The sequence below is a fragment of the Enterobacter sp. 01-M-03-SI-ECC genome (assembly GCF_047530215.1).
Classification (GTDB): Bacteria; Pseudomonadota; Gammaproteobacteria; order Enterobacterales; family Enterobacteriaceae; genus Enterobacter; species Enterobacter chengduensis.
This window is the reverse complement of sequence record NZ_JBLKDA010000022.1, coordinates 63,605-85,367: the sequence shown is the minus strand read 5'-3', so window position 1 is coordinate 85,367 and position 21,763 is coordinate 63,605. Positions and strand designations below refer to the sequence as shown.

The 21,763-nt window shown below is 54.8% G+C and carries 21 protein-coding genes and 1 tRNA gene; 10 read left to right on the top strand and 12 right to left on the bottom strand.

Annotated features, from left to right (window positions below):
• Nucleotides 1-154 precede the first annotated feature (154 nt).
• Nucleotides 155-427 carry a GNAT family N-acetyltransferase gene (locus tag ACMWKK_RS18885; protein ID WP_045329184.1) on the bottom strand — a complete coding sequence of 91 codons (273 nt, stop codon included), beginning with the start codon at nt 425-427 and terminating at the stop codon, nt 155-157.
• A 10-nt stretch (nt 428-437) separates the two neighbouring features.
• Nucleotides 438-668 (bottom strand): 4Fe-4S mono-cluster protein YjdI, encoded by a 231-nt coding sequence (gene yjdI, locus ACMWKK_RS18880; RefSeq protein WP_008499689.1) that lies wholly within the window; start codon nt 666-668, stop codon nt 438-440.
• 301 nt (nt 669-969) lie between these two features.
• On the opposite strand from yjdI, the gene ACMWKK_RS18875 reads away from it, so the two are divergent.
• From ACMWKK_RS18875 to ACMWKK_RS18850, 6 genes are all read left to right on the top strand, one after another.
• A complete protein-coding gene (locus ACMWKK_RS18875; protein ID WP_112780537.1) occupies nt 970-2,610 on the top strand; it encodes a sensor histidine kinase in 1,641 nt (546 codons plus the stop codon).
• Complete coding sequence (locus ACMWKK_RS18870; protein WP_112780538.1) at nt 2,594-3,289, top strand: response regulator; 696 nt, start codon at nt 2,594-2,596, stop codon at nt 3,287-3,289. The genes ACMWKK_RS18875 and ACMWKK_RS18870 overlap by 17 nt, the downstream gene beginning before the upstream one ends.
• Before the next feature lie 168 nt (nt 3,290-3,457).
• Nucleotides 3,458-4,546, top strand: a complete 1,089-nt coding sequence (locus ACMWKK_RS18865; protein ID WP_112780539.1) for an ABC transporter substrate-binding protein — start codon at nt 3,458-3,460, stop codon at nt 4,544-4,546.
• Between the two features lie 80 nt (nt 4,547-4,626).
• On the top strand, nt 4,627-6,396 hold the full coding sequence (locus ACMWKK_RS18860; protein ID WP_406542913.1) for an ABC transporter permease: 1,770 nt from the start codon (nt 4,627-4,629) through the stop codon (nt 6,394-6,396).
• A complete protein-coding gene (locus ACMWKK_RS18855; protein WP_112780540.1) occupies nt 6,389-7,459 on the top strand; it encodes an ABC transporter ATP-binding protein in 1,071 nt (356 codons plus the stop codon). The genes ACMWKK_RS18860 and ACMWKK_RS18855 overlap by 8 nt, the downstream gene beginning before the upstream one ends.
• Before the next feature lie 620 nt (nt 7,460-8,079).
• Nucleotides 8,080-9,246: a PAAR domain-containing protein gene (locus ACMWKK_RS18850; protein ID WP_284948571.1), complete on the top strand. Its 1,167-nt coding sequence runs from the start codon at nt 8,080-8,082 to the stop codon at nt 9,244-9,246.
• 442 nt (nt 9,247-9,688) lie between these two features.
• Here ACMWKK_RS18850 and ACMWKK_RS18845 read toward each other — a convergent pair.
• Nucleotides 9,689-9,762, bottom strand: a tRNA-Gly gene (locus ACMWKK_RS18845).
• 80 nt (nt 9,763-9,842) lie between these two features.
• Nucleotides 9,843-10,586: an amidase activator ActS gene (gene actS / locus ACMWKK_RS18840; RefSeq protein WP_112780543.1), complete on the bottom strand. Its 744-nt coding sequence runs from the start codon at nt 10,584-10,586 to the stop codon at nt 9,843-9,845.
• Between the two features lie 163 nt (nt 10,587-10,749).
• Here actS and idi point away from each other — a divergent pair, with 163 nt between their 5' ends.
• A complete protein-coding gene (gene idi / locus ACMWKK_RS18835; RefSeq protein ID WP_112780544.1) occupies nt 10,750-11,292 on the top strand; it encodes an isopentenyl-diphosphate Delta-isomerase in 543 nt (180 codons plus the stop codon).
• A gap of 37 nt (nt 11,293-11,329) precedes the next feature.
• On the opposite strand, the gene lysS is transcribed toward idi, so the two are convergent.
• The 5 genes from lysS to xerD all read right to left on the bottom strand — a co-directional run bounded on the left by lysS (nt 11,330) and on the right by xerD (nt 17,423).
• A complete protein-coding gene (gene lysS / locus ACMWKK_RS18830; RefSeq protein WP_021242046.1) occupies nt 11,330-12,847 on the bottom strand; it encodes a lysine--tRNA ligase in 1,518 nt (505 codons plus the stop codon).
• Nucleotides 12,848-12,856: 9 nt separating this feature from the next.
• A protein-coding gene (gene prfB / locus ACMWKK_RS18825) for a peptide chain release factor 2 (RefSeq protein ID WP_096151315.1) occupies nt 12,857-13,955 on the bottom strand; the annotation gives its coding sequence in 2 pieces (ribosomal slippage) (nt 12,857-13,879 and nt 13,881-13,955; 1,098 coding nt in all).
• A gap of 90 nt (nt 13,956-14,045) precedes the next feature.
• A complete protein-coding gene (recJ, locus tag ACMWKK_RS18820; RefSeq protein ID WP_112780545.1) occupies nt 14,046-15,779 on the bottom strand; it encodes a single-stranded-DNA-specific exonuclease RecJ in 1,734 nt (577 codons plus the stop codon).
• Nucleotides 15,780-15,784: 5 nt separating this feature from the next.
• Complete coding sequence (gene dsbC / locus ACMWKK_RS18815; protein ID WP_112780546.1) at nt 15,785-16,498, bottom strand: bifunctional protein-disulfide isomerase/oxidoreductase DsbC; 714 nt, start codon at nt 16,496-16,498, stop codon at nt 15,785-15,787.
• 28 nt (nt 16,499-16,526) lie between these two features.
• Nucleotides 16,527-17,423 carry a site-specific tyrosine recombinase XerD gene (gene xerD / locus ACMWKK_RS18810; RefSeq protein WP_112780547.1) on the bottom strand — a complete coding sequence of 299 codons (897 nt, stop codon included), beginning with the start codon at nt 17,421-17,423 and terminating at the stop codon, nt 16,527-16,529.
• Between the two features lie 101 nt (nt 17,424-17,524).
• On the opposite strand from xerD, the gene fldB reads away from it, so the two are divergent.
• Nucleotides 17,525-18,046 (top strand): flavodoxin FldB, encoded by a 522-nt coding sequence (fldB, locus tag ACMWKK_RS18805; protein ID WP_112780548.1) that lies wholly within the window; start codon nt 17,525-17,527, stop codon nt 18,044-18,046.
• Between the two features lie 6 nt (nt 18,047-18,052).
• Here fldB and ACMWKK_RS18800 read toward each other — a convergent pair whose 3' ends face one another.
• Both ACMWKK_RS18800 and sdhE read right to left on the bottom strand, forming a co-directional pair.
• Nucleotides 18,053-18,463: a protein YgfX gene (locus tag ACMWKK_RS18800; protein WP_032643262.1), complete on the bottom strand. Its 411-nt coding sequence runs from the start codon at nt 18,461-18,463 to the stop codon at nt 18,053-18,055.
• Complete coding sequence (sdhE, locus tag ACMWKK_RS18795; protein WP_045329206.1) at nt 18,444-18,710, bottom strand: FAD assembly factor SdhE; 267 nt, start codon at nt 18,708-18,710, stop codon at nt 18,444-18,446. Before sdhE ends, ACMWKK_RS18800 begins: the two co-directional genes overlap by 20 nt.
• A gap of 294 nt (nt 18,711-19,004) precedes the next feature.
• On the opposite strand from sdhE, the gene ygfZ reads away from it, so the two are divergent.
• Nucleotides 19,005-19,985 carry a tRNA-modifying protein YgfZ gene (ygfZ, locus tag ACMWKK_RS18790; RefSeq protein WP_112780549.1) on the top strand — a complete coding sequence of 327 codons (981 nt, stop codon included), beginning with the start codon at nt 19,005-19,007 and terminating at the stop codon, nt 19,983-19,985.
• A gap of 84 nt (nt 19,986-20,069) precedes the next feature.
• On the opposite strand, the gene trhA is transcribed toward ygfZ, so the two are convergent.
• Nucleotides 20,070-20,729 (bottom strand): PAQR family membrane homeostasis protein TrhA, encoded by a 660-nt coding sequence (trhA, locus tag ACMWKK_RS18785; RefSeq protein WP_045329211.1) that lies wholly within the window; start codon nt 20,727-20,729, stop codon nt 20,070-20,072.
• Between the two features lie 266 nt (nt 20,730-20,995).
• Between trhA and ACMWKK_RS18780 the strand changes: the two genes are divergently transcribed.
• Nucleotides 20,996-21,727 (top strand): MurR/RpiR family transcriptional regulator, encoded by a 732-nt coding sequence (locus tag ACMWKK_RS18780; protein WP_045329216.1) that lies wholly within the window; start codon nt 20,996-20,998, stop codon nt 21,725-21,727.
• Nucleotides 21,728-21,763: the final 36 nt, after the last annotated feature.

The following is a 21,763-nucleotide window of genomic DNA, read 5'->3' as shown; positions in this document are numbered from 1 at the left end:
TCATCTTCAACGGAATAACGCTTGCGTACTACGACCGAAAAACCCAGAGTGTGGTGCGGATAGACTAAAAGTGTTACCTATGTTCCCGGTCTGATCTGTCACCTATGTATCCGGTCATACACTGCGCTTACCCGGCCTACATTGCTCCAGTGAATCACGCCCGAATATCGTCATACTCCCGCGTTTTATCAAACTCATGCTTCGCGAACGGGCACAGCGGGATAATTTTGCGGTTCTCAGCACGCATCTTCTCCACCACTTTCGCCACCAGCTGTTTGCCAACGCCCTGCCCTTTCAGGCTCTCATCCACATCGGTGTGCTCGATAATGCTCAGGTGCTCGCCGGTGGGCACGAAGACAATCTCCGCGACCTGGTTGCCGTTCGCATCATTCACGTAAAACTTGTTATGGCCTTCCAGAATATCCATGGTTCCTCGCTTATTTTTGGCGATACTTCAGCGCACCGCTCGGGCAGGTATCAATCACGCGTACAACCGTTTCAACGTCCACTTCATCGGGAATAATCCACGGTTTACGTTTCAGATTAAACAGCTTTGCGCTCCCACGCACGCAGTTACCTGAGTGTTTGCAAATCCCGGTATTGAAGTAAACGTCAATTTTCTCGCCGGTATAGGCCCGGTAACCCGCATCCAGTAGCTCTTTATCCATGACATTGCCTCTGTAATTATTATCGTGCTGAATGAAGCATAGCCTGACGGGATCCTGATGGCTATATACCCGTCATACTTCAAGCTGCAGGTGCGTTGGCTGCACTCACTCACCCCAGTCACGTACTTATGTACGCTCCCGGGGATTCGTTCCCTTGCCGCCTTCCCGCAACTCGAATTATTTAGGGTATAACGCCGAAAACGAAAAGCCAGGTCACAACTCTTTTCTTGCCAGATTGCGTCCGCTATTGGCCCATGTCAGGCTCGGCGAATGTCACTTTTACATAACATCAGCAGGTTGAATGAAACGCAGGCTCTCTTTTCAGGTAAAGCTATTTTTAGCGCTGGTGTGCTTCTCCTGCCTGCTGTTAGTTCTGCTGGGAACCATCCTGTTTCATTTTATTGACCGGCAGCTCCATCACGATCTCGGCCAGCGCGCCCGGGTGCAGGCCAGCCAGATCGCGCTGATGCCGGGCCTGGCGGAAAAGGTGGCGGCCAGGGATATCCCCGGCATCGCCCGGTTAATTCAGCCCCTGCGGGCTGAAAGCGATGCCAGCTACATTGTGATTGGCGATACCGAGGAGCAGCACCTTTATCATTCGGAATCCCCGGAGCGCATTAATTTACCGATGATCGGCGGAGATAATGCGGAAGTCTTAAAGGGCAAAACCATTATTTCCGTACGCCAGGGCGGCATTGGCGTTTCACTGCGCAGCAAAGCCCCCATCTTCAACGCCCGGCATCAGGTGATTGGTATTGTCTCGGTCGGCTATCTGACCTCGTATATTGCCAACATTAACGCCCGCATTCTCTGGCAGTCCGGGCTTTACGGCGCGGGCCTTCTGCTGCTGCTGTTTATGTTCTCCTGGCTGTTTACCCGCAATCTTAAAAAACAGATGTTCCGGCTGGAGCCGAAAGATATCGCCCAGCTGGTTTTGCAGCAGCGCGCGCTACTGGAAGCCATGTACGAAGGGGTATTTGCCGTTAATCAGGAGAAGCAGCTGATTTTAATAAACCGCGCCGCACGCGAGATGCTGGATATTCGGCAAAGTGAGAAAGACCTTATCGGTAAACCGCTGGAAGAGATCCTTCAGACGTCGCCGGGCTTTTTATTCCAGCGCACCGCCTCGGTGAGCGCGGGCCGCCACGACCAGATTGCGGTGCTCAACCAGCGCGAGGTGATCGTCAACCGCGTGGCGATTGAGGTTGAACCCGGCGTTGAAAGCGGCTGGGTCTACAGCTTTCGCGACAAAAATGACATTAACACCCTCAGCAGCCAGCTCAGCCAGATCAAACGCTATGCGGATAACCTGCGCATTATGCGCCACGAGCAGCTGAACTGGACCGCCACGCTGGTCGGGTTACTGCAGATGAAACACTATGACGAGGCGATCCGTTACATCCAGGTGCAGTCCGAAGGCGCGCAGCGGGTGCTGGATTTTGTCTCCGCGCGTTTTTCATCTCCCGCGCTGTGCGGGCTGCTGCTCGGAAAATACGTCAGCGCGCGCGAAAAAGGCATTGAGCTGCTGTTTGACCCCGCCTGCCAGCTCACCCGCATGCCTGCCGCGCTCGGCGAAACGGAGCTGATGTCCATTATCGGTAATCTGCTGGATAACGCCGTGGAGGCGACCCTCAACGCCGCGGTCCACGCGCCGGTAGAACTATACATTTCTGACCGTAACCAGGAGCTGCTGATCGAGGTGGCCGACCGGGGCTGCGGGGTGGAGGATGCGATGAAGCCGCACATTTTCCGCCAGGGATTCAGCAGCAAGCCGGAAAGCGAAAACGACATTGTGGGCACCGAGCACGGTATTGGCCTGTTTCTGGTGGCAGGATATATCGACAAGGCTGGCGGCAGCATTGAGATTGCCGACAACACGCCGCAGGGGACTATTTTTTCTGTGTTTATTCCGAATGGGCTAAAGCATGACCCGAGCACTTGATGTTGTGATCGTTGAGGATGAGCCGCACCTGGCGGAGCTGCATCGCGAGTATGTCGAGCAGAATTTTCATTTGCGCGTGGTGGGCATCGCCGCGTCGATTGAGCAGGCATGCAGCCTGATTCGTCAGCATCAGCCGCGGCTTATCCTGCTGGACAACTATCTCCCGGACGGTAAAGGCGTGGAGCTCATCGATAACCCGCTGCTGAAAAGCTATGAGTGCTCGGTGATCTTCATCACCGCCGCCAGCGATATGCAGACCTGCAGCCACGCCATGCGCAGCGGGGCGTTTGACTACCTCATCAAGCCCGTCTTTTTCCAGCGCCTGCACGCCTCGCTGGAGCGGTTTATGCGCTTCATCCACACCGTGCAGCAGGTGAAGGTGGTCGACCAGCATGCGCTGGATCGCCTGTTTAATCTGCCTGCCGCGGAAGCCTCCGTGACGCCCTCCACGAAGGGCATTGAGCCCCAGACGCTGGAACGGATTAAACGGCTGTTCGCCGATCGACCCGACAGCGCGATGTCGGTTGAAGAGGTGGTGGAAAACGTGGGGATCAGCAAAACCACGGGGCGCCGCTACCTTGAATACTGCGTGGAGAGCGGGTTAGTCAGCGTCGAGATGCTGTATGGCAATATTGGTCATCCGCGCAGGCTTTACCGCAAAGCCGCCGATAAACCGTAATCCGAAACCGTTCAAAGGCTAACGTTCGCGGATTTTATGGTGTTAATTGCTGAAACGACGGCGACAATCACACTTCGGAATCATCGCCCGCTTCACCCTATTGTGGGTGCAGCCCGATAGGCTATGTTGACAATTAGTTCCTCAAATGTAACTAAAAGGTTAACTATAATGTCGAACACGTTCCGAATTTCTCTGCTTACCGCTACCGTACTGTTCTCTGCTTCTGCACTGTCTGCCCTGCCGCAGGGCTATCCTGCTGAGTATCAAAAAGTGGTTGATGCCGCCACCAAAGAGGGCAAGGTTGTTATTTACTCCACCACCGACATCAAAGCCGCCGGGCCGCTGATCCAGGGCTTCGAAAAAACCTACCCGGGCATCAAAGTTGAATACAACGATATGAACAGCACCGAGCTGTACAACCGTTTCATCAGTGAACAGGCCTCCGGCGGCGTGAGCGGCGACGTGGTCTGGAGCTCCTCGATGGACACCGGGCTGAAGCTCGCCACCGACTACGCGATGGAGTACAAGTCTCCGGAGCAAAGCCAGCTGCCGAAATGGGCAGTCTGGAAAGATAAGGCCTACGGCACCACCTATGAGCCGGTGGTCTTCATCTACAACAAGCGCCTGATCCCGGCCGGCGACGTGCCGGATTCTCACGCCGCGCTGGCGAAGCTTATCGCCAGCCAGACGGACAAATTCAAGAATAAGGTCACTACCTACGACATCGAAAAATCGGGGCTGGGCTTTATGCTCTCGGTTCAGGATCACAACGCCGATCCTAATTACTTTAAAACCCTGGCGGACGTCGCTAAAGGTGGCCTGTCGGTGCAGTCGTCGACCGGCACCATGATGGAGCGCGTCTCCTCCGGTGAAAACCTGATCGGCTTCAACATCCTCGGTTCCTATGCGGAAGCGCGCGCGAAGAACGATCCGTCGCTCGGTATTGCCTACCCGAAAGATTACACCCTGGTGCTGTCGCGCGTGTCGTTCATCAGCCAGCAGGCGCAAAACGGCAACGCCGCGAAGCTGTGGCTGGATTACGTGCTGTCTGAAAAAGGGCAAAACATTCTGGCCAACCAGGCGGATATCCCCTCCATTCGTAACGATATCGAAGGCAAGAATGATATCGACGGCCTGACCAAAATCCTCGGCAACGCGCTGAAGCCGATCCCGGTCGATGAAACGCTGCTGGAATACCTGCAGCCGAAAAAACGCCTGGAGTACATCAAAGAGTGGCGTACCGCCGCCGGTAAATAAGCATCTGAGCGCGGCGCTGGCCGCCGCGCTCCCTTATCGACTGAGTTCGTTTTTCTGGGCTGCAATACCAGGGATACCCCATGAATACATTACGCAGAAAGTGGCAAAGCCTGCCGCGAGGTATCGTCGTGCTGATAACCGCCCTGGTTATCTACACGCCGCTGTCGTTTATCGTGATACAGAGCTTCCTGTCCGCGCCGTTCTTTTCGCCGTCAAAAGAGTGGAGCTTTGAATCATTTGATTTTATTTTCACCGACCCTGATTTCTATAAGGCCCTGAAAAGCGGCTTTATACTGGCATTTGGGCTGGTCTTTATCTCTATCCCACTGGGCGGCGTGCTGGCGTTTCTGATGGTGCGTACCGACCTGCCCGGCCGTCGGCTGATTGAGCCGCTGATCCTGGTCCCGATTTTCGTTTCACCAATGGTGCTGGGCTTCGGCTACGTGGTGGCCGCCGGTCCGGTGGGCTTTCTCTCCCGGTGGGCGGAGGCGCTGATTGGCTTTGTGCCGTGGAATATCTACGACATGTCGAGCATTGTGGTCATTGCCGGCCTGACGCACGTCCCGCACGCCTATCTGTATATCTCCTCCGCGCTGCGCAGCGTGGGCTCTGACGTGGAGGAAGCCGCGCGCACCGCGGGCGCGTCGCCCTGGCAGGTGATGACCTCCGTCAGCCTGCCGATGGTGCGTCCTTCTATTCTGTACGCGACCGTGCTGCTGTTCTTCCTCGGGCTGGAGGTGTTCGGCCTGATGCTGGTCCTCGGCGACCCGGAAGGCAACATGGTGCTGGCGACCTATCTTTATAAGCTGACGAACAAGATGGGTACCCCATCCTATAACCTGATGGCGGCGGTTGCCGTGGTGCTGATCTGCATCACCATCCCGCTGGTGATGCTCCAGCGTCGCCTGATGCGCACCGCCAACCGCTTCGTCACCATGAAGGGCAAGGCCTCACAGGCCCGCGCCTTACCGCTGGGTAAATGGCGCTGGGTGGCTGGCGCGGTGATTGCCTTCTGGCTCACCGTCACCATCGGCGTTCCGCTGCTCGGCGTGGTATTGCGCGCGTTTATCTCCAACTGGGGCGTGGGCGTTTCGCTGTGGGACGAGCTTTCTCTGAACACCTTCCGCACCATCTGGGCCCAGCCCAACCTGCTGCGCGCTATCGTCAACTCCATGGCGATTGGCGTCATTGGCGGCGCGCTGGCCGTGGTGTGCTACCTGTTTGTCGGGATTGCCATGCACCGTAAGCCGGATAACACCACGCGTTTCCTCGACTACAGCGTGCTGGTACCGCGCGCCGTGCCGGGCCTGCTGGCGGGTCTGGCGTTCCTGTGGGTGTTCCTGTTCCTGCCGATGTGGCTGGATAACTCGCTGAAATCCGGCTGGCTTTCCGGGTTCGCCTGGACCGACTGGATGCGCGAAAACGTCATCGTCTGGCTACGCTCGCTGCACAGCACCATTTTCAGCGTCTGGCTGGCCTATACCGTGGTGTGGATGGCCTACGGGCTGCGGCTTATCTCTTCCACGCTGCTGCAGGTAGGGCCAGAGCTTGAAGAGGCGGCGCGCAGCACCGGGGCGACGCGCGGGCAGATCACCCGCCACGTCACCATACCGCTCTCCCGCTACGGTCTGATCGGCTCGTGGCTGCTGATGTTCCTGATCTTTGAACGCGAATACTCAACGGGTGTGTACCTGCTTTCACCCGGTACGGAGACCATCGGCTCGATGCTGGTTTCCCTCTGGGCCGCGGGTGCCATCGACATCGTGGCGGCGCTCTCTTTCATTAATATCCTGCTGGTCGTGGTAGGTCTGGGCATTGCCCTTCGTTTCGGAGTGAAAATACATGATTGAATTAGCGGTTGACGATCTGCACTTAACCTACGGCGACAATCCTGTTTTAAAAGGTGTCTCTATGAACCTGAAGCGCGGCGAAGTGGTCTCTCTGCTGGGCCCTTCCGGCAGCGGCAAAACTACCCTGCTGCGTGCCGTCGCGGGTCTGGAAAAACCGACGCAGGGGTCGATAGTCATTGGCAACAATAAAGTTTACGACGGCACGCCGCGCAGTGAGATCCCGGCGGAAGAGCGTAACCTGGGGCTGGTGTTCCAGTCCTACGCCCTGTGGCCGCACAAAACCGTGTTCGAGAACGTGGCCTATCCGCTTAAGCTGCGCAAAGTGCCGGCGAAAGAGATCCAGCAGCGCGTGCAGGACGTGCTGGACCAGCTTGGCCTGGGCCATCTTGGCAAACGTCATCCGCACCAGCTCTCCGGTGGGCAGCAGCAGCGCGTGGCGATTGGCCGGGCGCTGGTGTACAACCCGCCGGTGATTTTGCTGGACGAGCCGCTCTCCAACCTCGACGCCAAGCTGCGCGAAGAGGCCCGCGTGTTCCTGCGCGAGCTGATTATCAAGCTCGGGCTATCGGCGCTGATGGTGACGCACGACCAGAACGAAGCGATGTCCATTTCCGACCGCATCCTGCTGCTCAACAACGGCAAGATCGAGCAGCAGGGCACGCCGCAGGAGATGTACGGCTCGCCTAAAACATTGTTTACCGCAGAGTTTATGGGCAGCAACAACCGCCTGCACGGCAAGGTCACCGAAGTGCGCGACGGCAGAGCGCGCATCGAGGGCAAAGGCTGGGTGCTGTGGGGCCAGGCCGGTGAAGGGGTGAAGAGCGGTGAAGAAGCCACGGCGGTGATCCGCGTCGAGCGCGTGGCGGTGGTCGAGGGGCCGGGGGAAAATCAGCTTGAGCTGCCGCTGCTCACCAGCATGTATCTCGGCGACCGCTGGGAGTACCTGTTCCGCACGGTGGGGGATGATTTTGTCATCCGCGCATATGGACATGAGGTGCGGGATCCGCAGCACTGCCATCTTTCGCTGCCGGAGAAGCACGTTTGGGTGTTCCCGAAAGGGTGAGTGTGTGAGGAAAGGCTGCGGGATGCGGCCTTTTTTACATTAACAGCGAGAACAACCGTTTATTTCTCCCCTTATAGTGAAATACACCCACTAAGATATTTAAATACTCTGAAGAGTTCCGGCTTTTGAATTGTATATATAGCCTGATTATTCTCATTCGAGCCGATAATATTCAGGTAATGAATATGATTAAAATGTAATATGTATAGATTCATTTGTCAGGCTGCTAGCCGCAGTGAGTCATGAAAAAATCATTTCGCAAGGACTATCTTTAAATGACAATTTGTACGCTACTCTCACAAGAGTCAGAAATATTGCATCCAGCATGGGGAATAATTTCCGCATCAGAGTCTAAGATAAGGGGTTAACCTCCAGAAATGTCGGTCTGCTATTCGAAAATAATGCTGGATAGCAGTTCGATGTTCAAAAGAAGAATAAAAATTGTGTAGCGTACATGATCAACATATGCGCTACATCAAAAGGCAATAAACACACACGGCATTACTCTTTATTATGTTGTATACGAAGCGTGTTTTACTTAAGCCTAATACTTGTTGTGCATCCGACTATTGTTTGTAAAATGTCCTCCGTGATTATTTCCATAACAGGTAGAGGGAGCTATGACGACAGGTATTGTTTTATGTCAGGGGGACAGAACTTCATGCGGAGGAAGGATAGTTGTAGGCTCCGCGCTGGGCAGTGCCTTCGGTAAACCGATAGCGAAAGAAGGTGATCCTGTAACCTGTGGCAAAGATGGCAGCATATACAAGATTATCGGCGGGATCTCAATTTTTACGGATGGTGCAGATGACAGACGTGTAGCAGGGTCGCTCGATAGCTATAGTTCATGCCCTTGTAAGGCAAAAATACGTCCTTCCAATGCTTACCCCATGTATGAAAAAGAAGAACCAAAGGCATTCAGAAATCTAGGCTTAGCGGCAGTGACTCCACTGTCCACCTCACTCACTTCAAAAGCATACTCAGAGTCCGAACCAGAGCAACACGCACAAGTAGCGAAGAAGCAAAACAGCTTTGCTGACACCTGCAAGCCAGAAGATAACCCGCTATTGAACGGCGTTTACCTCTGGACAGAAATCACCGATGCAGGACACGCTTTCGTTTCGGTGCATGAAAATAACTCAATTTATGTTTACACCTATGGACGCTTTGGTCGAAGAGGTCCAGCTAACTTCACAGGCGATGGAATACTTAACTTCTTTACCGGAGAGGATGCTCGTAGCTACTACCGTGAAGAACTTTATAAAGTTAATGCTCGGGTATTCAAGATTGATGATGCATCCATTGCTGAGACACGCTCATTGTTTGAAAACCTTTGGAACTCAGGAGCAAAGCCAATCCCTACAGAGAAAATGGGTGAAAGAACCAAACGCAGGGGGAGAGTAATTGACGTCTATGATCTTACTGGTAGCAACTGTACAACGCATACTGTTCAGGTAATTCGTAAATCAGGCTCAAACATTTTCGAAACGAGCTACACATCAACTACAACGCAATTACCGATTGAAAGCGAGGAAGATTTTGCAGTGCCTTTGTCTCTACAAAATTATCTTATGCGTAAAAGCAGCAGCATAAGCTCAATGCAAGTAACTGAAGTCACTAATGAATTCAAAGAGCAGTATCCAAACATAGATAATTACACACTTGGTGAAGAAAACACTATGGAGAAAAACCTTGCAGCGGGAGCCTCAACATTAGGTTCAGCTTCTGGCTATTCTGGCGGTACGGTTGGGGGATTCTTGGGTGGCTCATATGACCTTGAAGAGTAGAACAAAATGTTTCATTCGATGGGGAAGCATAATCACGATCTCTTTCCTCTATATAGCTTCTATTTTGGTCAATATATTAGATTATGGGATAACGAGAAAATACACTGACATACTTAACGAAAAGACGATCACTATTGAAGCCTGTAATGCTGTGGTTGCTGAGTTTGATCAGTACTACGACAGGCTGATTGATGTTTCTCTCTTCGGTTACTTCGTTTCTACCGTATTGATTCTGCTCATTTTCAAGAAAGTGAGATGACCGCCAAAGGCTGGCTCTCCCCAGCCTTTCCCATTCACCCTAGTTTTAGACAATTGTGACAACTAACAGCGTATCTTGTGGTGATAGTTTGCCGTTCATTGGTAGAACGATAACGACAACTTATGTTGAATAACTTTTTGAAAAAAAGACTTTTATTGAATTTTTGCCACAAGGGAAGAGTTCTGGAGCGGGCGAAGGGAATCGAACCCTCGTATAGAGCTTGGGAAGCTCTCGTTCTACCATTGAACTACGCCCGCTTTGAGGTGCGTAAGGCATTATAGACCTTACGCACCTTCATACAAGCCTATTCGCAACTAACCGGCGATTAAATAATCACTTAGCACTTCGGTTTGCTGCCGGGCACAGGAAGATAGCGCTGCGGATCGATGGCCGTCGCCTTATAGCGGATCTGGAAATGCAGCTTCACTGAATCCGTACCGGTGCTGCCCATGGTGGCAATCTTCTGCCCCGCCTTCACGTTCTGCCCATTGTTGACCAGCATCGTGTCGTTGTGCGCATAGGCCGTGATGTAGTCTTCGCCATGCTTAATCATGATCAGGTTACCGTAGCCGCGCAGCTGGTTACCCACGTAAACCACCTTCCCGGCCCCAGAGGCATAAACCGGCGTGCCGCGCGCAGCGGCGATATCAATACCCTTGTTGCCACCTTCAGAGAGTGAGTAAGGGGCGATCACTTTACCGCTGGCAGGCCAAATCCAGCACCGCTGGCCAACCGGCGGCCATGACGATTGCGGCACCTGATAGGATGGCGTCACTTTGGCGGTTTTGCCTTTCGAAGAGGACTTTTTGCCCGAGGACGATCCGCCGCTCACCTTCAGCTGCTGACCCACCTCGATGGTGTAGGGGGGAGAAAGGTTATTCAGCCGCGCCAAATCCTTCACGCTGGTCCCCGTTGCGCGCGAAATCCGGTACAGGGTATCCCCGCGCTTGACGGTGTAGACCGAACCGGAATAGCTGCCCATATCCGACGACTTGCTTCCTGAACAGCCCGCCAGGAATAGCGTCAGCATCAGGCAAATAGTGGCGGTGATGGGGTTTCTCGTCAGGCTTCCTGCAAACAAAACAGATCCTCGGTCAGCGTGAATGGCGCACTATGATAACAGCCAAAATGAAGATGGGTCATGCCCTTTTCCGCTCTACGAGCCAAACCGTTCGTATAAGAATGCCGTATAATGATCCGGCTGATGGTGCTGAACCATTCGGCGTTTTGGCACTGGAGCATCAATGAGTATTCAAGAACACGTTATTTTGGTAAACGACCAGGGAATGGTGATTGGCACTCAGGAAAAATATGCCGCGCATACGTTACATACCCCGCTGCACCTGGCTTTCTCTTCCTGGCTTTTCAACGCCGAAGGCGAGTGTCTGATCACCCGACGCGCATTAAGCAAAAAAGCCTGGCCGGGCGTCTGGACAAACTCCGTCTGCGGGCACCCGCAGTCGGGTGAAAAGACGGAAGAGGCCATTATCCGCCGCTGCCGCTTTGAAGTGGGCGCTGAGCTGACCGATATCACCGCCGTCGCCCCTGAGTTTCGCTATCGGGAAACGGACCCGTCCGGGATCGTGGAAAACGAAATTTGCCCGGTATTCGCCGCCCGCATTACCAACGACGTAACAATAAACGTAGAAGAAGTGATGGACTATCAGTGGGTTGAACTGGACGCGCTATTCCGCGCGCTGGACGCGACGCCCTGGGCCTTTAGCCCGTGGATGGTCATGGAAGCGACGACCGCCCGCGAAAAACTCAAAGCCTTCGCGGCGCAATAAAAAAGCCCCTTTCGGGGCTTTTTTGCATCTTAACGCCTTATTTCACCGGGCGCATCGCCGGGAAGAGGATCACGTCGCGGATGGTGTGGCTGTTGGTGAACAGCATCACCATACGGTCGATACCAATCCCCAGACCCGCCGTTGGCGGCAGGCCGTGCTCCAGCGCGGTCACGTAGTCTTCGTCGAAGAACATCGCTTCGTCGTCGCCTGCCGCTTTCGCGTCAACCTGATCCTGGAAGCGCTGGGCCTGGTCTTCCGCATCGTTCAGCTCGCTAAAGCCGTTGCCGATTTCGCGGCCGCCGATGAAGAATTCGAAGCGGTCGGTGATTTCCGGATTCTGGTCATTACGACGCGCCAGCGGAGAGACTTCAGCCGGATATTCGGTGATGAAGGTCGGCTGAATCAGGTGCGCTTCGGCCACTTCTTCGAAGATCTCGGTCACGATACGGCCCAGCCCCCAGCTCTTCTCAACCTTGATACCAATGCTTTCCGCGATCGCTTTCGCAGAGTCGAAGTTATCCAGATCCGCCATATTGGTTTCCGGACGGTACTTTTTGATCGCTTCGCGCATGGTCAGTTTTTCGAACGGCTTGCCGAAGTCGAAAACTTCTTCACCGTAAGGGACCTGCGTGGTGCCCAGAATATCCTGCGCCAGGGTACGGAACAGGGATTCGGTCAGCTCGATCAGATCTTTGTAATCCGCATACGCCATATAGAGTTCCATCATGGTGAACTCTGGGTTATGGCGAACGGAGATACCTTCATTACGGAAGTTACGGTTGATCTCGAACACGCGATCGAAGCCACCGACCACCAGACGCTTCAGGTACAGCTCCGGCGCGATACGCAGGTACATGTCCAGGTCCAGGGCGTTGTGATGGGTGATGAACGGACGCGCAGACGCGCCGCCAGGGATCACCTGCATCATCGGGGTTTCAACTTCCATAAAGTCGCGGTTCACCATGAACTGGCGAATACCGGCCATGATTTGGGAGCGAATTTTGAAGGTCTTGCGGGATTCATCGTTAGAGATGAGATCCAGATAGCGCTGACGATAGCGCGCTTCCTGATCCTGCAGGCCGTGGAATTTGTCCGGCAGCGGGCGCAGGGCTTTGGTCAGCAGACGCAGCTCGGTGCAGTGGATAGACAGTTCACCGGTTTTGGTTTTGAACAGCTTACCTTTCGCGCCCAGGATATCGCCCAGGTCCCACTTCTTGAACTGCTCGTTATAGATGCCTTCCGGCAGATCGTCACGGGAAACGTACAGCTGAATACGGCCGCCCACGTCCTGTAAGGTCACGAAGGAGGCTTTACCCATGATACGACGGGTCATCATGCGGCCTGCAACGGCCACTTCAACGTTCAGCGCTTCCAGCTCTTCGTTCTCTTTAGCGTCGAAGTCTGCGTGCAGTTGGTCTGAGGTATGGTCACGACGAAAATCGTTCGGGAACGGTACGCCCTGCTCGCGCAGCGCTGCCAGCTTCTCGCGGCGGGTTTTCAGTTCGTTGTTAAGATCGACTACCGCGTCAGCGCCCTGTGCTTGTTGTTCAGACATGTTGGTTCCTCATAACCCTGCTTTCAAACTTGCTTCGATAAATTGGTCCAGGCTGCCGTCCAGCACCGCCTGCGTGTTGCGGGTTTCAACCCCGGTACGCAGGTCTTTGATGCGGGAGTCATCAAGGACGTAAGAACGGATCTGGCTGCCCCAACCGATGTCGGACTTGTTGTCTTCCATCGCCTGTTTCTCAGCATTTTTCTTCTGCATCTCCAGCTCATAAAGCTTCGCTTTCATCTGCTTCATGGCCTGGTCTTTGTTCTTATGCTGGGAACGGTCGTTCTGGCACTGTGTTACCAGCCCGGTTGGAATGTGGGTAATACGCACCGCAGATTCCGTACGGTTAACGTGCTGACCACCCGCGCCGGATGCGCGATAAACGTCAATACGCAGGTCCGCCGGGTTAATTTCGATATCAATATCTTCATCAACTTCCGGATAGACAAACGCGGAGCTGAAGGAGGTATGACGACGACCGCCGGAGTCGAACGGGCTCTTACGCACCAGGCGGTGAACGCCGGTTTCGGTACGCAGCCAGCCGTAGGCGTAGTCACCGATGATCTTGATGGTAACGGATTTCAGACCCGCCACTTCACCTTCAGACTCTTCGATAATTTCGGTTTTGAAGCCGCGCGCTTCGGCCCAACGCAGGTACATACGCGTCAGCATGCTGGCCCAGTCCTGCGCTTCGGTCCCGCCAGAACCCGCCTGAATATCGAGATAGCAGTCAGCGCTGTCGTATTCGCCGGAGAACATACGACGGAATTCCAGCTGCGCCAGCTTCTCTTCCAGCACGTCGAGTTCTGCCACGGCTTCGTTAAAGGTCTCTTCGTCGTCGGCTTCGACGGCCAGCTCCAGCAAACCGGAAACATCTTCCAGCCCCTGGGCCATTTGATCCAGCGTATCTACGATAGCTTCGAGAGAGGAACGCTCTTTACCCAGCGCCTGTGCGCGTTCAGGTTCGTTCCAGACGTCCGGCTGTTCCAGCTCGGCGTTTACTTCTTCAAGACGCTCTTTCTTGGCATCGTAGTCAAAGATACCCCCTAAGAACGTCGGAGCGCTCCGTGAGGTCCTGAATACGGTTTTTTACCGGATTAATTTCAAACATGGTCTGTTTTCTTTTATGGACTTGTCAAAATGCGGTGATAAGAGCGGGATTGTACCGAATCCACGCCCTTTTTTATAGAGATTACTGCCGCTAAATTGGCCAGATATTGTCGATGATGATCTGAAGGGTGCGGTTACCGCGAAACTCGTTGATGTCCAGTTTGTACGCCAGCTCGACCTCGCGCACGCCGTTGTCCGGCCATACCGTCGTGTCCACGTTGAAGGCAATGCCGTCCAGCAGCGGGCCGCCGCCCACGGGCTCTACCATTACCTTAAGATGACGTTCGCCGACGATACGCTGCTGCAGCAGGCGGAAACGCCCGTCGAACAGTGGTTCCGGGAACATCTGCCCCCAGGGGCCGGCATCACGCAGCATTTGCGCGACGTCCATGGTCATTTCCGCCGCCGACAATGGCCCATCGGACACCACTTCCCCCTGCAGCAGGGCCGGGTCAATCCAGTCGGTGACCAGCTCGCCAAACAGACGCTGGAACTCGTCGAACTTCGCCTCTTCCAGCGACAGGCCCGCCGCCATCGCATGGCCGCCGAACTTGATCATCAGCCCCGGATGCAGCGTATCAAGACGCTCAAGCGCATCGCGCATGTGCAGACCCTGAATCGAACGGCCAGAGCCTTTCAGCGTGCCGTCGCCCGCGGGGGCGAACGCGATCACCGGACGGTGGAAACGCTCTTTAATGCGCGACGCCAGAATACCGACCACGCCCTGATGCCACTCGGGGTGGTACATCGCCAGCCCGCCCGGCAGCGTGTCGCCGCTGCGCTCAAGTTTTTCGCACAGGGTCAGCGCTTCGGCCTGCATCCCCTGCTCAATCTCTTTACGGGTCTGGTTCAGCGCGTCCAGCTCGTTGGCCAGCACGCGCGCTTCACCGATGTTGTCGCACAGCAGCAGCGCCACGCCGACGGACATATCGTCCAGCCTTCCCGCCGCGTTCAGGCGCGGCCCGAGGGCAAAGCCCAAATCGCTTGCCGCCAGCTTGAGCGGGTCGCGGTTGGCGATTTCAAGCAGCGCCTTGATCCCCGGACGGCACTTGCCTGCGCGAATGCGGCTTAGGCCCTGCCAGGTCAAAATGCGGTTATTGGTGTCGAGCGCCACCACGTCCGCGACGGTGCCCAGCGCCACCAGGTCGAGATATTCGGCCAGGTTCGGTACGGCAATACCGCGGGATTCGAACCAGCCCTTATCGCGAAGCAGGGTACGCAGCGCCAGCATCAGATAAAACGCCACGCCTACGCCCGCGAGGGATTTCGAGGGAAAATCGCAGTCGCGCAGGTTGGGGTTAATAATCGCTTCGGCGTCAGGCAGCGTTTCACCGGGCAGGTGGTGATCGGTGACCAGCACCGGGATCCCCAGCGCGTGGGCGCGATCGACGCCCGCATGGGAAGAGATCCCGTTGTCGACGGTCATGATCATCTGCGCACCGCGGGCGTGGGCCTGATCGACCACTTCCGGGCTGAGGCCATAGCCGTCTTCAAAACGGTTTGGCACAAGATACGTAACGTTATCGCAGCCCAGCGCGCGCAGGCTGAGCACGCTCAGCGCGGTGCTGGTTGCGCCGTCGGCGTCGAAATCCCCTACCACCACGATCCGCGTTCCCTCACGCAGCGCGTTGTAGAGCATCTCAGCGGCTTTTTCGATGCCGCTCAGCTGCTGCCAGGGCAGCATCCCTTTCACGCTGCGCTCAAGGTCTTCAGCGCGACGCACGCCGCGGCTGGCGTAGAGCCGCTTCAGCAGTGCCGGGAGATCGTCTGGCAAATCAACCGGTTCAACCGCCTCGCGGCGGCGTAATTTTATCGGGGCTTTCACGCGGATTATTTACCACCAAACTGTTTCTGGTGCGCGTCGAGGAACTCTTTCATCTCTTTCGGTCCCTGATAGCCCGGAACGACATAGCCGTTGCTCAGGACAATCGCAGGCGTACCGCTCACGCCAAACTGCACGCCCAGCGCGTAGTGGTTAGCGATATCAATGTCGCAGGAGGCTGGCTTAACGCCTTTGCCGCTCATCGCGTCGTCAAACGCCTTGTTGCGCTCTTTCGCACACCAGATAGCCTTCATGTCCTGCTCTGGCTGGCTCTGCACGCCCGCGCGCGGGAAGGCCAGGTAGCGCACGGTAATGCCCAGCGCGTTGTAGTCTTTCATCTCTTCATGCAGCTTATGGCAATAGCCGCAGGTGATGTCGGTGAAGACGGTAATGACGTGTTTTTCCTGCGCCGCTTTATAGACGATCATCTCTTTTTCGAGCGCGTTCAGGTTTTTCATCAACAGCTGGTTGGTCACGTTGACCGGCTGCGCGCCGCTCACGTCGTACATCGGCCCCTGAATAATGTGCTTGCCGTCTTCGGTGACGTACAGCACGCCGCTGTTGGTCAGCACCGTTTTCATGCCGGCAACCGGTGCAGGCTGAATATCGCTGCCGGTAACGCCAAGCTTAGCCAGCGACTGTTTGATGGCGGCGTCGTCCGCATGGGCGAAACCGGTAAAGGAGGCTGCCAGCAGGGTGAACAGCGCAAAAGTCTTTTTCATAGTTGATCCTGTTACAATTCGTCGGCACTCACGCGCGAGGGTGGTGCTGTTGGTGTAGCTGCCGCAGGCGTTCCGTCGCGACATGGGTGTAAATTTGCGTCGTAGAAAGATCGCTGTGCCCCAGCAGCATCTGCACCACGCGTAAATCGGCGCCGTGGTTTAACAGATGCGTCGCGAAGGCGTGACGCAATACGTGCGGCGAAAGCTTTTCACTGTCGATACCCGCCAGTGTGGCGTAATGCTTGATGCGATGCCAGAACGTTTGCCGCGTCATCTGCTGGGCGCGCTGGCTCGGAAACAGGACGTCAATAGACACCCCGTTGAGCAGCCACGGGCGACCATGCTCCAGATACGTTTCTAGCCAGTAAACCGCCTCTTCACCCAGCGGCACCAGCCTTTCCTTGTTTCCTTTACCAATGACGCGCACCACGCCCTGACGCAGGCTGATGTCGCTCATGGTCAGCCCAACCAGTTCCGAAACGCGCAGGCCGGTAGCATACAATAGCTCAAGCATGGCTTTATCGCGTAACTCCAGCGGCAGGTCAACTGCCGGTGACTGTAATAATCTCTCAACTTGTGCTTCGCTGAGATCTTTCGGCAGCCGCTGCGGGAGTTTAGGGGATGCCAGCAGCGCGCTGGGATCGTCCTCGCGGATCTTCTCACGATAGAGATGCTGGAACAGTCGACGCATGGCGCTGAGTAAACGTGCGGAACTGGTGGCTTTGTAGCCCCCTGCGATACGTTCCCCCAGCAGCGCCTGCAGGTCGTCATGCTGCGCGCTCGCAAGGGATAAACCCCGGTGCGCCAGCCACTCCACCAGCATGGTGAGATCGCGACGGTAGGCGTTGAGGGTATTCTCGGCCAGGTTTTTCTCCAGCCACAGCGCGTCGAGAAACTGTTCGATCAGTGCGAGATCCTTTTCCACATCAGCCCCTTTGATTCTGCAGTCAGGCCATTATGCCTGATTGCGACCGGTTTCTGGTACACTACGCGCAAAGTCAACGCAAGAATTGAGATAGTTACGCGATGAATATTGGTCTGTTCTATGGTTCCAGCACCTGCTACACCGAAATGGCGGCAGAGAAAATTCGCGACATCATTGGTCCGGAACTGGTGACGTTGCATAACCTGAAAGATGACGCGGTTACGCTGATGGAGCAGTATGACGTGCTGATCCTCGGCATCCCGACCTGGGATTTCGGTGAGATACAGGAAGACTGGGAGGCTATCTGGGACCAGCTTGATGCGCTCAACCTCGACGGCAAAATCATTGCCATGTACGGCATGGGGGATCAGCTGGGTTACGGCGAATGGTTCCTGGACGCGCTCGGCATGCTGCACGACAAGCTGGCACCGAAAGGGGTGTCATTTATCGGCTACTGGCCAACCGAAGGTTACGAGTTCACCAGTAAAAAACCGATTATTGCCGACGGCGAGCTGTTTGTTGGACTCGCGCTGGATGAAACCAACCAGTACGATCTCAGCGATGAACGCCTGCAAACCTGGTGCGAGCAGATTCTGGGCGAAATGGCGGAAAAGTTTAGCTAACGCGCATTATCCCTGCGTCGTCTGTTGTAACAGCATCCGGCGCAGGTCTCGCCACTCCGCGGCATCCATACTGTCAGCCGCCAGCCACAGATGCTGGCAGCGCCCGCCCTCCACGTTGCGTAACCGTAACATCATGCCGTAGTTGAGCATCCAGGGCATACCGAGAATATCCCACTCTTTCCCCTGCCAGCGCAGGCGGGAATCCATCAGTAACTTAATTTCTCCCTGACGGGCATTTATGCGACGCTGGCTGCGCACGCTGTCAAAAACGACAAACGACAGTAACAGCAGCCACAGCGGCGTATAGCTCAGCGGCCACGGCATCAGTAACACAAAGGCCGCAACCAGGCCGTGGAGCAATAAAGACATCCACTGCGAGCGCCACGAGACGCGAAGATCAGATTGCCACAGGACCACGTTCCCGATTCCGTGTTTGAATTAATTGCACCATCCGTTGCAACTCGGTGTCGGCGGGTTTGCCATGGTTCATCAGCCAGTTGAACAAATCCGGATCGTCAGACTCAAGCAGGCGAACAAACAGACGCTTATCCTCATCGCTTAAGGTGTCGTACTCATATTCGAAGAAAGGCATGATGGAGATATCAAGTTCACGCATGCCGCGACGGCACGCCCAGTGAATACGGGCCTTGTTGTTAATATCCATGTTCAGTTTCCTGCATTACGTTTGGCACAGTCGGTACCCCGTTCAATATTCTTTATTTCTCTACGGGAACACCAGCTAGTGTAACGTGTTTTTGACCGTTTCATTACTGGAATATTGCGTTCGCCGAGCTGGCTTCCAGAACAATCCCTACAAAGACAGCGGATTACATTACTTTGCGTGGCGCTACGCATAACCGGTTGATGGCACAAATGGCCTGCTGAAAGCGCTTGCATTGCCTGCAGGCTCTTTTACCATTAGGCATTATCAAAGCGTTAAGCAATTCAGGATATCGTTATGGCCTTTACACCATTTTCTCCTCGCCAGCCCGCCGCCTCTGCGCGTCTGCCGCTGACGCTTATTTCTCTTGATGACTGGGCGCTGGCAACGCTCACCGGGGCCGACGCCGAAAAATACCTGCAGGGCCAGGTAACTGCCGACGTCAGCCAGATGACCGAACATCAGCACCTGCTGGCCGCCCACTGCGACCCCAAAGGTAAAATGTGGAGCAACCTGCGTCTTTTCCGCCGTCAGGACGGTTTTGCCTTTATTGAGCGCCGCAGCCTGCAGGAGGCCCAGCTCAAAGAGCTGAAAAAGTACGCGGTCTTCTCAAAAGTGACCATTGTACCGGACGACGAACATGTCCTGCTGGGTGTGGCCGGTTTCCAGGCGCGTGCGGCGCTGAAAAATCTCTTCAGCGAACTGCCGGATGCCGAAAAGCAGGTGGTCAGCGAAGGCGCAACCTCCATCCTGTGGTTTGAACACCCGGCTGAGCGTTTTCTGTTAGTCACGGATGCCAACACCGCCGAACGCGTGACCGACGCGCTTCGCGGCGAGGCGCAGCTCAATAACAGTCAGCAGTGGCTGGCCCTGAACATCGAAGCGGGTCTGCCAATCATTGACGCCGCAAACAGCGCGCAGTTTATTCCTCAGGCAACCAACCTGCAGGCGCTGGGGGGCATCAGCTTTAAAAAAGGCTGCTATACCGGCCAGGAAATGGTCGCGCGCGCGAAATTCCGCGGGGCAAATAAGCGTGCATTATGGACGCTGGCGGGCCATGCCAGCCGAGTACCTGAAGCGGGTGAAGATTTAGAGCTGAAGATGGGTGAAAACTGGCGCCGTACCGGCACCGTGTTAGCCGCCGTTCAGCTGGATGATGGCCGTCTGCTGGTGCAGGCAGTAATGAACAACGACATGGAAGCCGACAGCGTGTTCCGCGTGCGTGATGATGTGAACACGCTTAGCATCGAGCCGCTGCCGTATTCACTGGAAGAGTGATGCCGTATTGCCCGGGGGCGCTGCGCTTACCGGGCCTACGGATCGTGTAGGCCGGGTAAGGCGAAGCCGCCACCCGACAACAAGCTACGCCTGCCCTACATACAAATAAATCGCCAAAAAGTGGCACACGCTCCCGCCCAGCACAAAACCGTGCCAGATGGCATGGTTATAGGGGATGCGCTTGCAGACGTAGAAAATCACGCCGAGCGAGTACACCACGCCGCCTAAGGCCAGAAGCGTCACGCCCCCTATCGACAGTTTGATGGCCAGTTGATACACCACAATCAGCGACAGCCAGCCCATGGTCAGATAGGTGACCAGCGACAGCACCTTAAACCGGTGCGCGATGGTCAGCTTAAACAGGATCCCCAGCAGCGCCAGGCTCCAGATAACAATCATCAGGCCGCGCGACAGCGGCGAGTTGAGCCCCACCAGCAGAAACGGTGTGTAGGTACCTGCAATAAGAAGATAGATAGCGCAGTGGTCAAATTTCTTGAGCCACGTCTTGGCCCGCTGATGCGGGATCGCGTGGTACAGCGTCGACGCGAGGAACAGCAGGATCATACTCCCGCCATACAGGCTGTAGCTGGTAATGGCCATTGCGCTGGCATTGGCGTCCACCGCCTGAACCAGCAATAACACTAAACCGACAATCCCAAACACCAGGCCAATGCCGTGGCTGATGCTGTTGGCTATTTCCTCAGCCAGTGAATATCCCTGTGCGATTAATGGTCTGCTCACCATACAAAACTCCGGGAAAACTAAAGATGATTATTCATCGCATAGCTATGCTAACTGAGAATGATTCCAGTGAACACCTGTTAGCTAAAATAATTTCACTTCAGTGATTTATACCTAAAAATCATAGATATAAATAAATTTTTCACCTAACAATTGTTCACATAAAAATTTAATCATTATGAATCAAGGGCATAAAAATGGATCCTGCCCTCTGGCTGCATGTTATGATGTGACGATGTGTTCAGAATGAGAGTTATGCCACTGTGAGTATGTTCAGCCACGCGGCCATTGCCAGTCTCAATAATCTGGAAATGATGGTCTACAACTATGTCATCAAAAACCGTGACAAAGTGATGTACATGACCATCCGCGAGCTGGCGGATGCGGCTGGCGTCTCAACGACGACCATTCTGCGCTTTTGCCGCAAGCTAAACTGCGAAGGGTATTCAGAATTCCGCGTGCGCTTTAAGCTTTATCTTGAACAGAACGAGCCCCAGCAGGCGAACTTCGGTGCCAGCGAAATTATCAGCTTTTTTAAAAGCGTGAATAATGAAGAGTTCGACGCGTTATTGGATGATGCGGTAGATATTATTCTGTCGTCAGAGCGCATTATATTTGTCGGTGCCGGAACCTCAGGATCGCTGGCAAAATATGGCGCGCGTTTCTTTTCGAATATCGGGAAATTCAGTAACCATATTGATGACCCTTATTTCCCGGTCACCAATGATATGGCGAAAAATGCGCTGGCAATTGTGCTTTCCGTCTCGGGCGAGACCGAAGAGATCCTGCGCTTCGCCAGCCAGTTTAGCCTTCATCACTGCAAGGTGCTCTCCATTACCAGCCACGAGCACTCGCGTCTCGCCAAACTGGCGGACTTTAATCTCTCCTGGCATGTTCCTCAGACGCGTATTGCAGGCGTCTATGACATTACCACGCAAATTCCCGTCATTTATATTCTGGAGTCTCTCGGACGTAAACTGGCGAAGAAACTGACAGAATAAAACACCCTGTTTTTTTGATGTGACAAATCACATTAT

Coding starts and splice junctions, on each gene's coding strand:
- ACMWKK_RS18885 (WP_045329184.1), bottom strand. CDS start 427: ATGGATATTCTGGAAGGCCATAACAAGTTTTACGTGAATGATGCGAAC.
- yjdI (WP_008499689.1), bottom strand. CDS start 668: ATGGATAAAGAGCTACTGGATGCGGGTTACCGGGCCTATACCGGCGAG.
- ACMWKK_RS18875 (WP_112780537.1), top strand. CDS start 970: ATGAAACGCAGGCTCTCTTTTCAGGTAAAGCTATTTTTAGCGCTGGTG.
- ACMWKK_RS18870 (WP_112780538.1), top strand. CDS start 2,594: ATGACCCGAGCACTTGATGTTGTGATCGTTGAGGATGAGCCGCACCTG.
- ACMWKK_RS18865 (WP_112780539.1), top strand. CDS start 3,458: ATGTCGAACACGTTCCGAATTTCTCTGCTTACCGCTACCGTACTGTTC.
- ACMWKK_RS18860 (WP_406542913.1), top strand. CDS start 4,627: ATGAATACATTACGCAGAAAGTGGCAAAGCCTGCCGCGAGGTATCGTC.
- ACMWKK_RS18855 (WP_112780540.1), top strand. CDS start 6,389: ATGATTGAATTAGCGGTTGACGATCTGCACTTAACCTACGGCGACAAT.
- ACMWKK_RS18850 (WP_284948571.1), top strand. CDS start 8,080: ATGACGACAGGTATTGTTTTATGTCAGGGGGACAGAACTTCATGCGGA.
- idi (WP_112780544.1), top strand. CDS start 10,750: ATGAGTATTCAAGAACACGTTATTTTGGTAAACGACCAGGGAATGGTG.
- lysS (WP_021242046.1), bottom strand. CDS start 12,847: ATGTCTGAACAACAAGCACAGGGCGCTGACGCGGTAGTCGATCTTAAC.
- dsbC (WP_112780546.1), bottom strand. CDS start 16,498: ATGAAAAAGACTTTTGCGCTGTTCACCCTGCTGGCAGCCTCCTTTACC.
- fldB (WP_112780548.1), top strand. CDS start 17,525: ATGAATATTGGTCTGTTCTATGGTTCCAGCACCTGCTACACCGAAATG.
- sdhE (WP_045329206.1), bottom strand. CDS start 18,710: ATGGATATTAACAACAAGGCCCGTATTCACTGGGCGTGCCGTCGCGGC.
- ygfZ (WP_112780549.1), top strand. CDS start 19,005: ATGGCCTTTACACCATTTTCTCCTCGCCAGCCCGCCGCCTCTGCGCGT.
- trhA (WP_045329211.1), bottom strand. CDS start 20,729: ATGGTGAGCAGACCATTAATCGCACAGGGATATTCACTGGCTGAGGAA.
- ACMWKK_RS18780 (WP_045329216.1), top strand. CDS start 20,996: ATGTTCAGCCACGCGGCCATTGCCAGTCTCAATAATCTGGAAATGATG.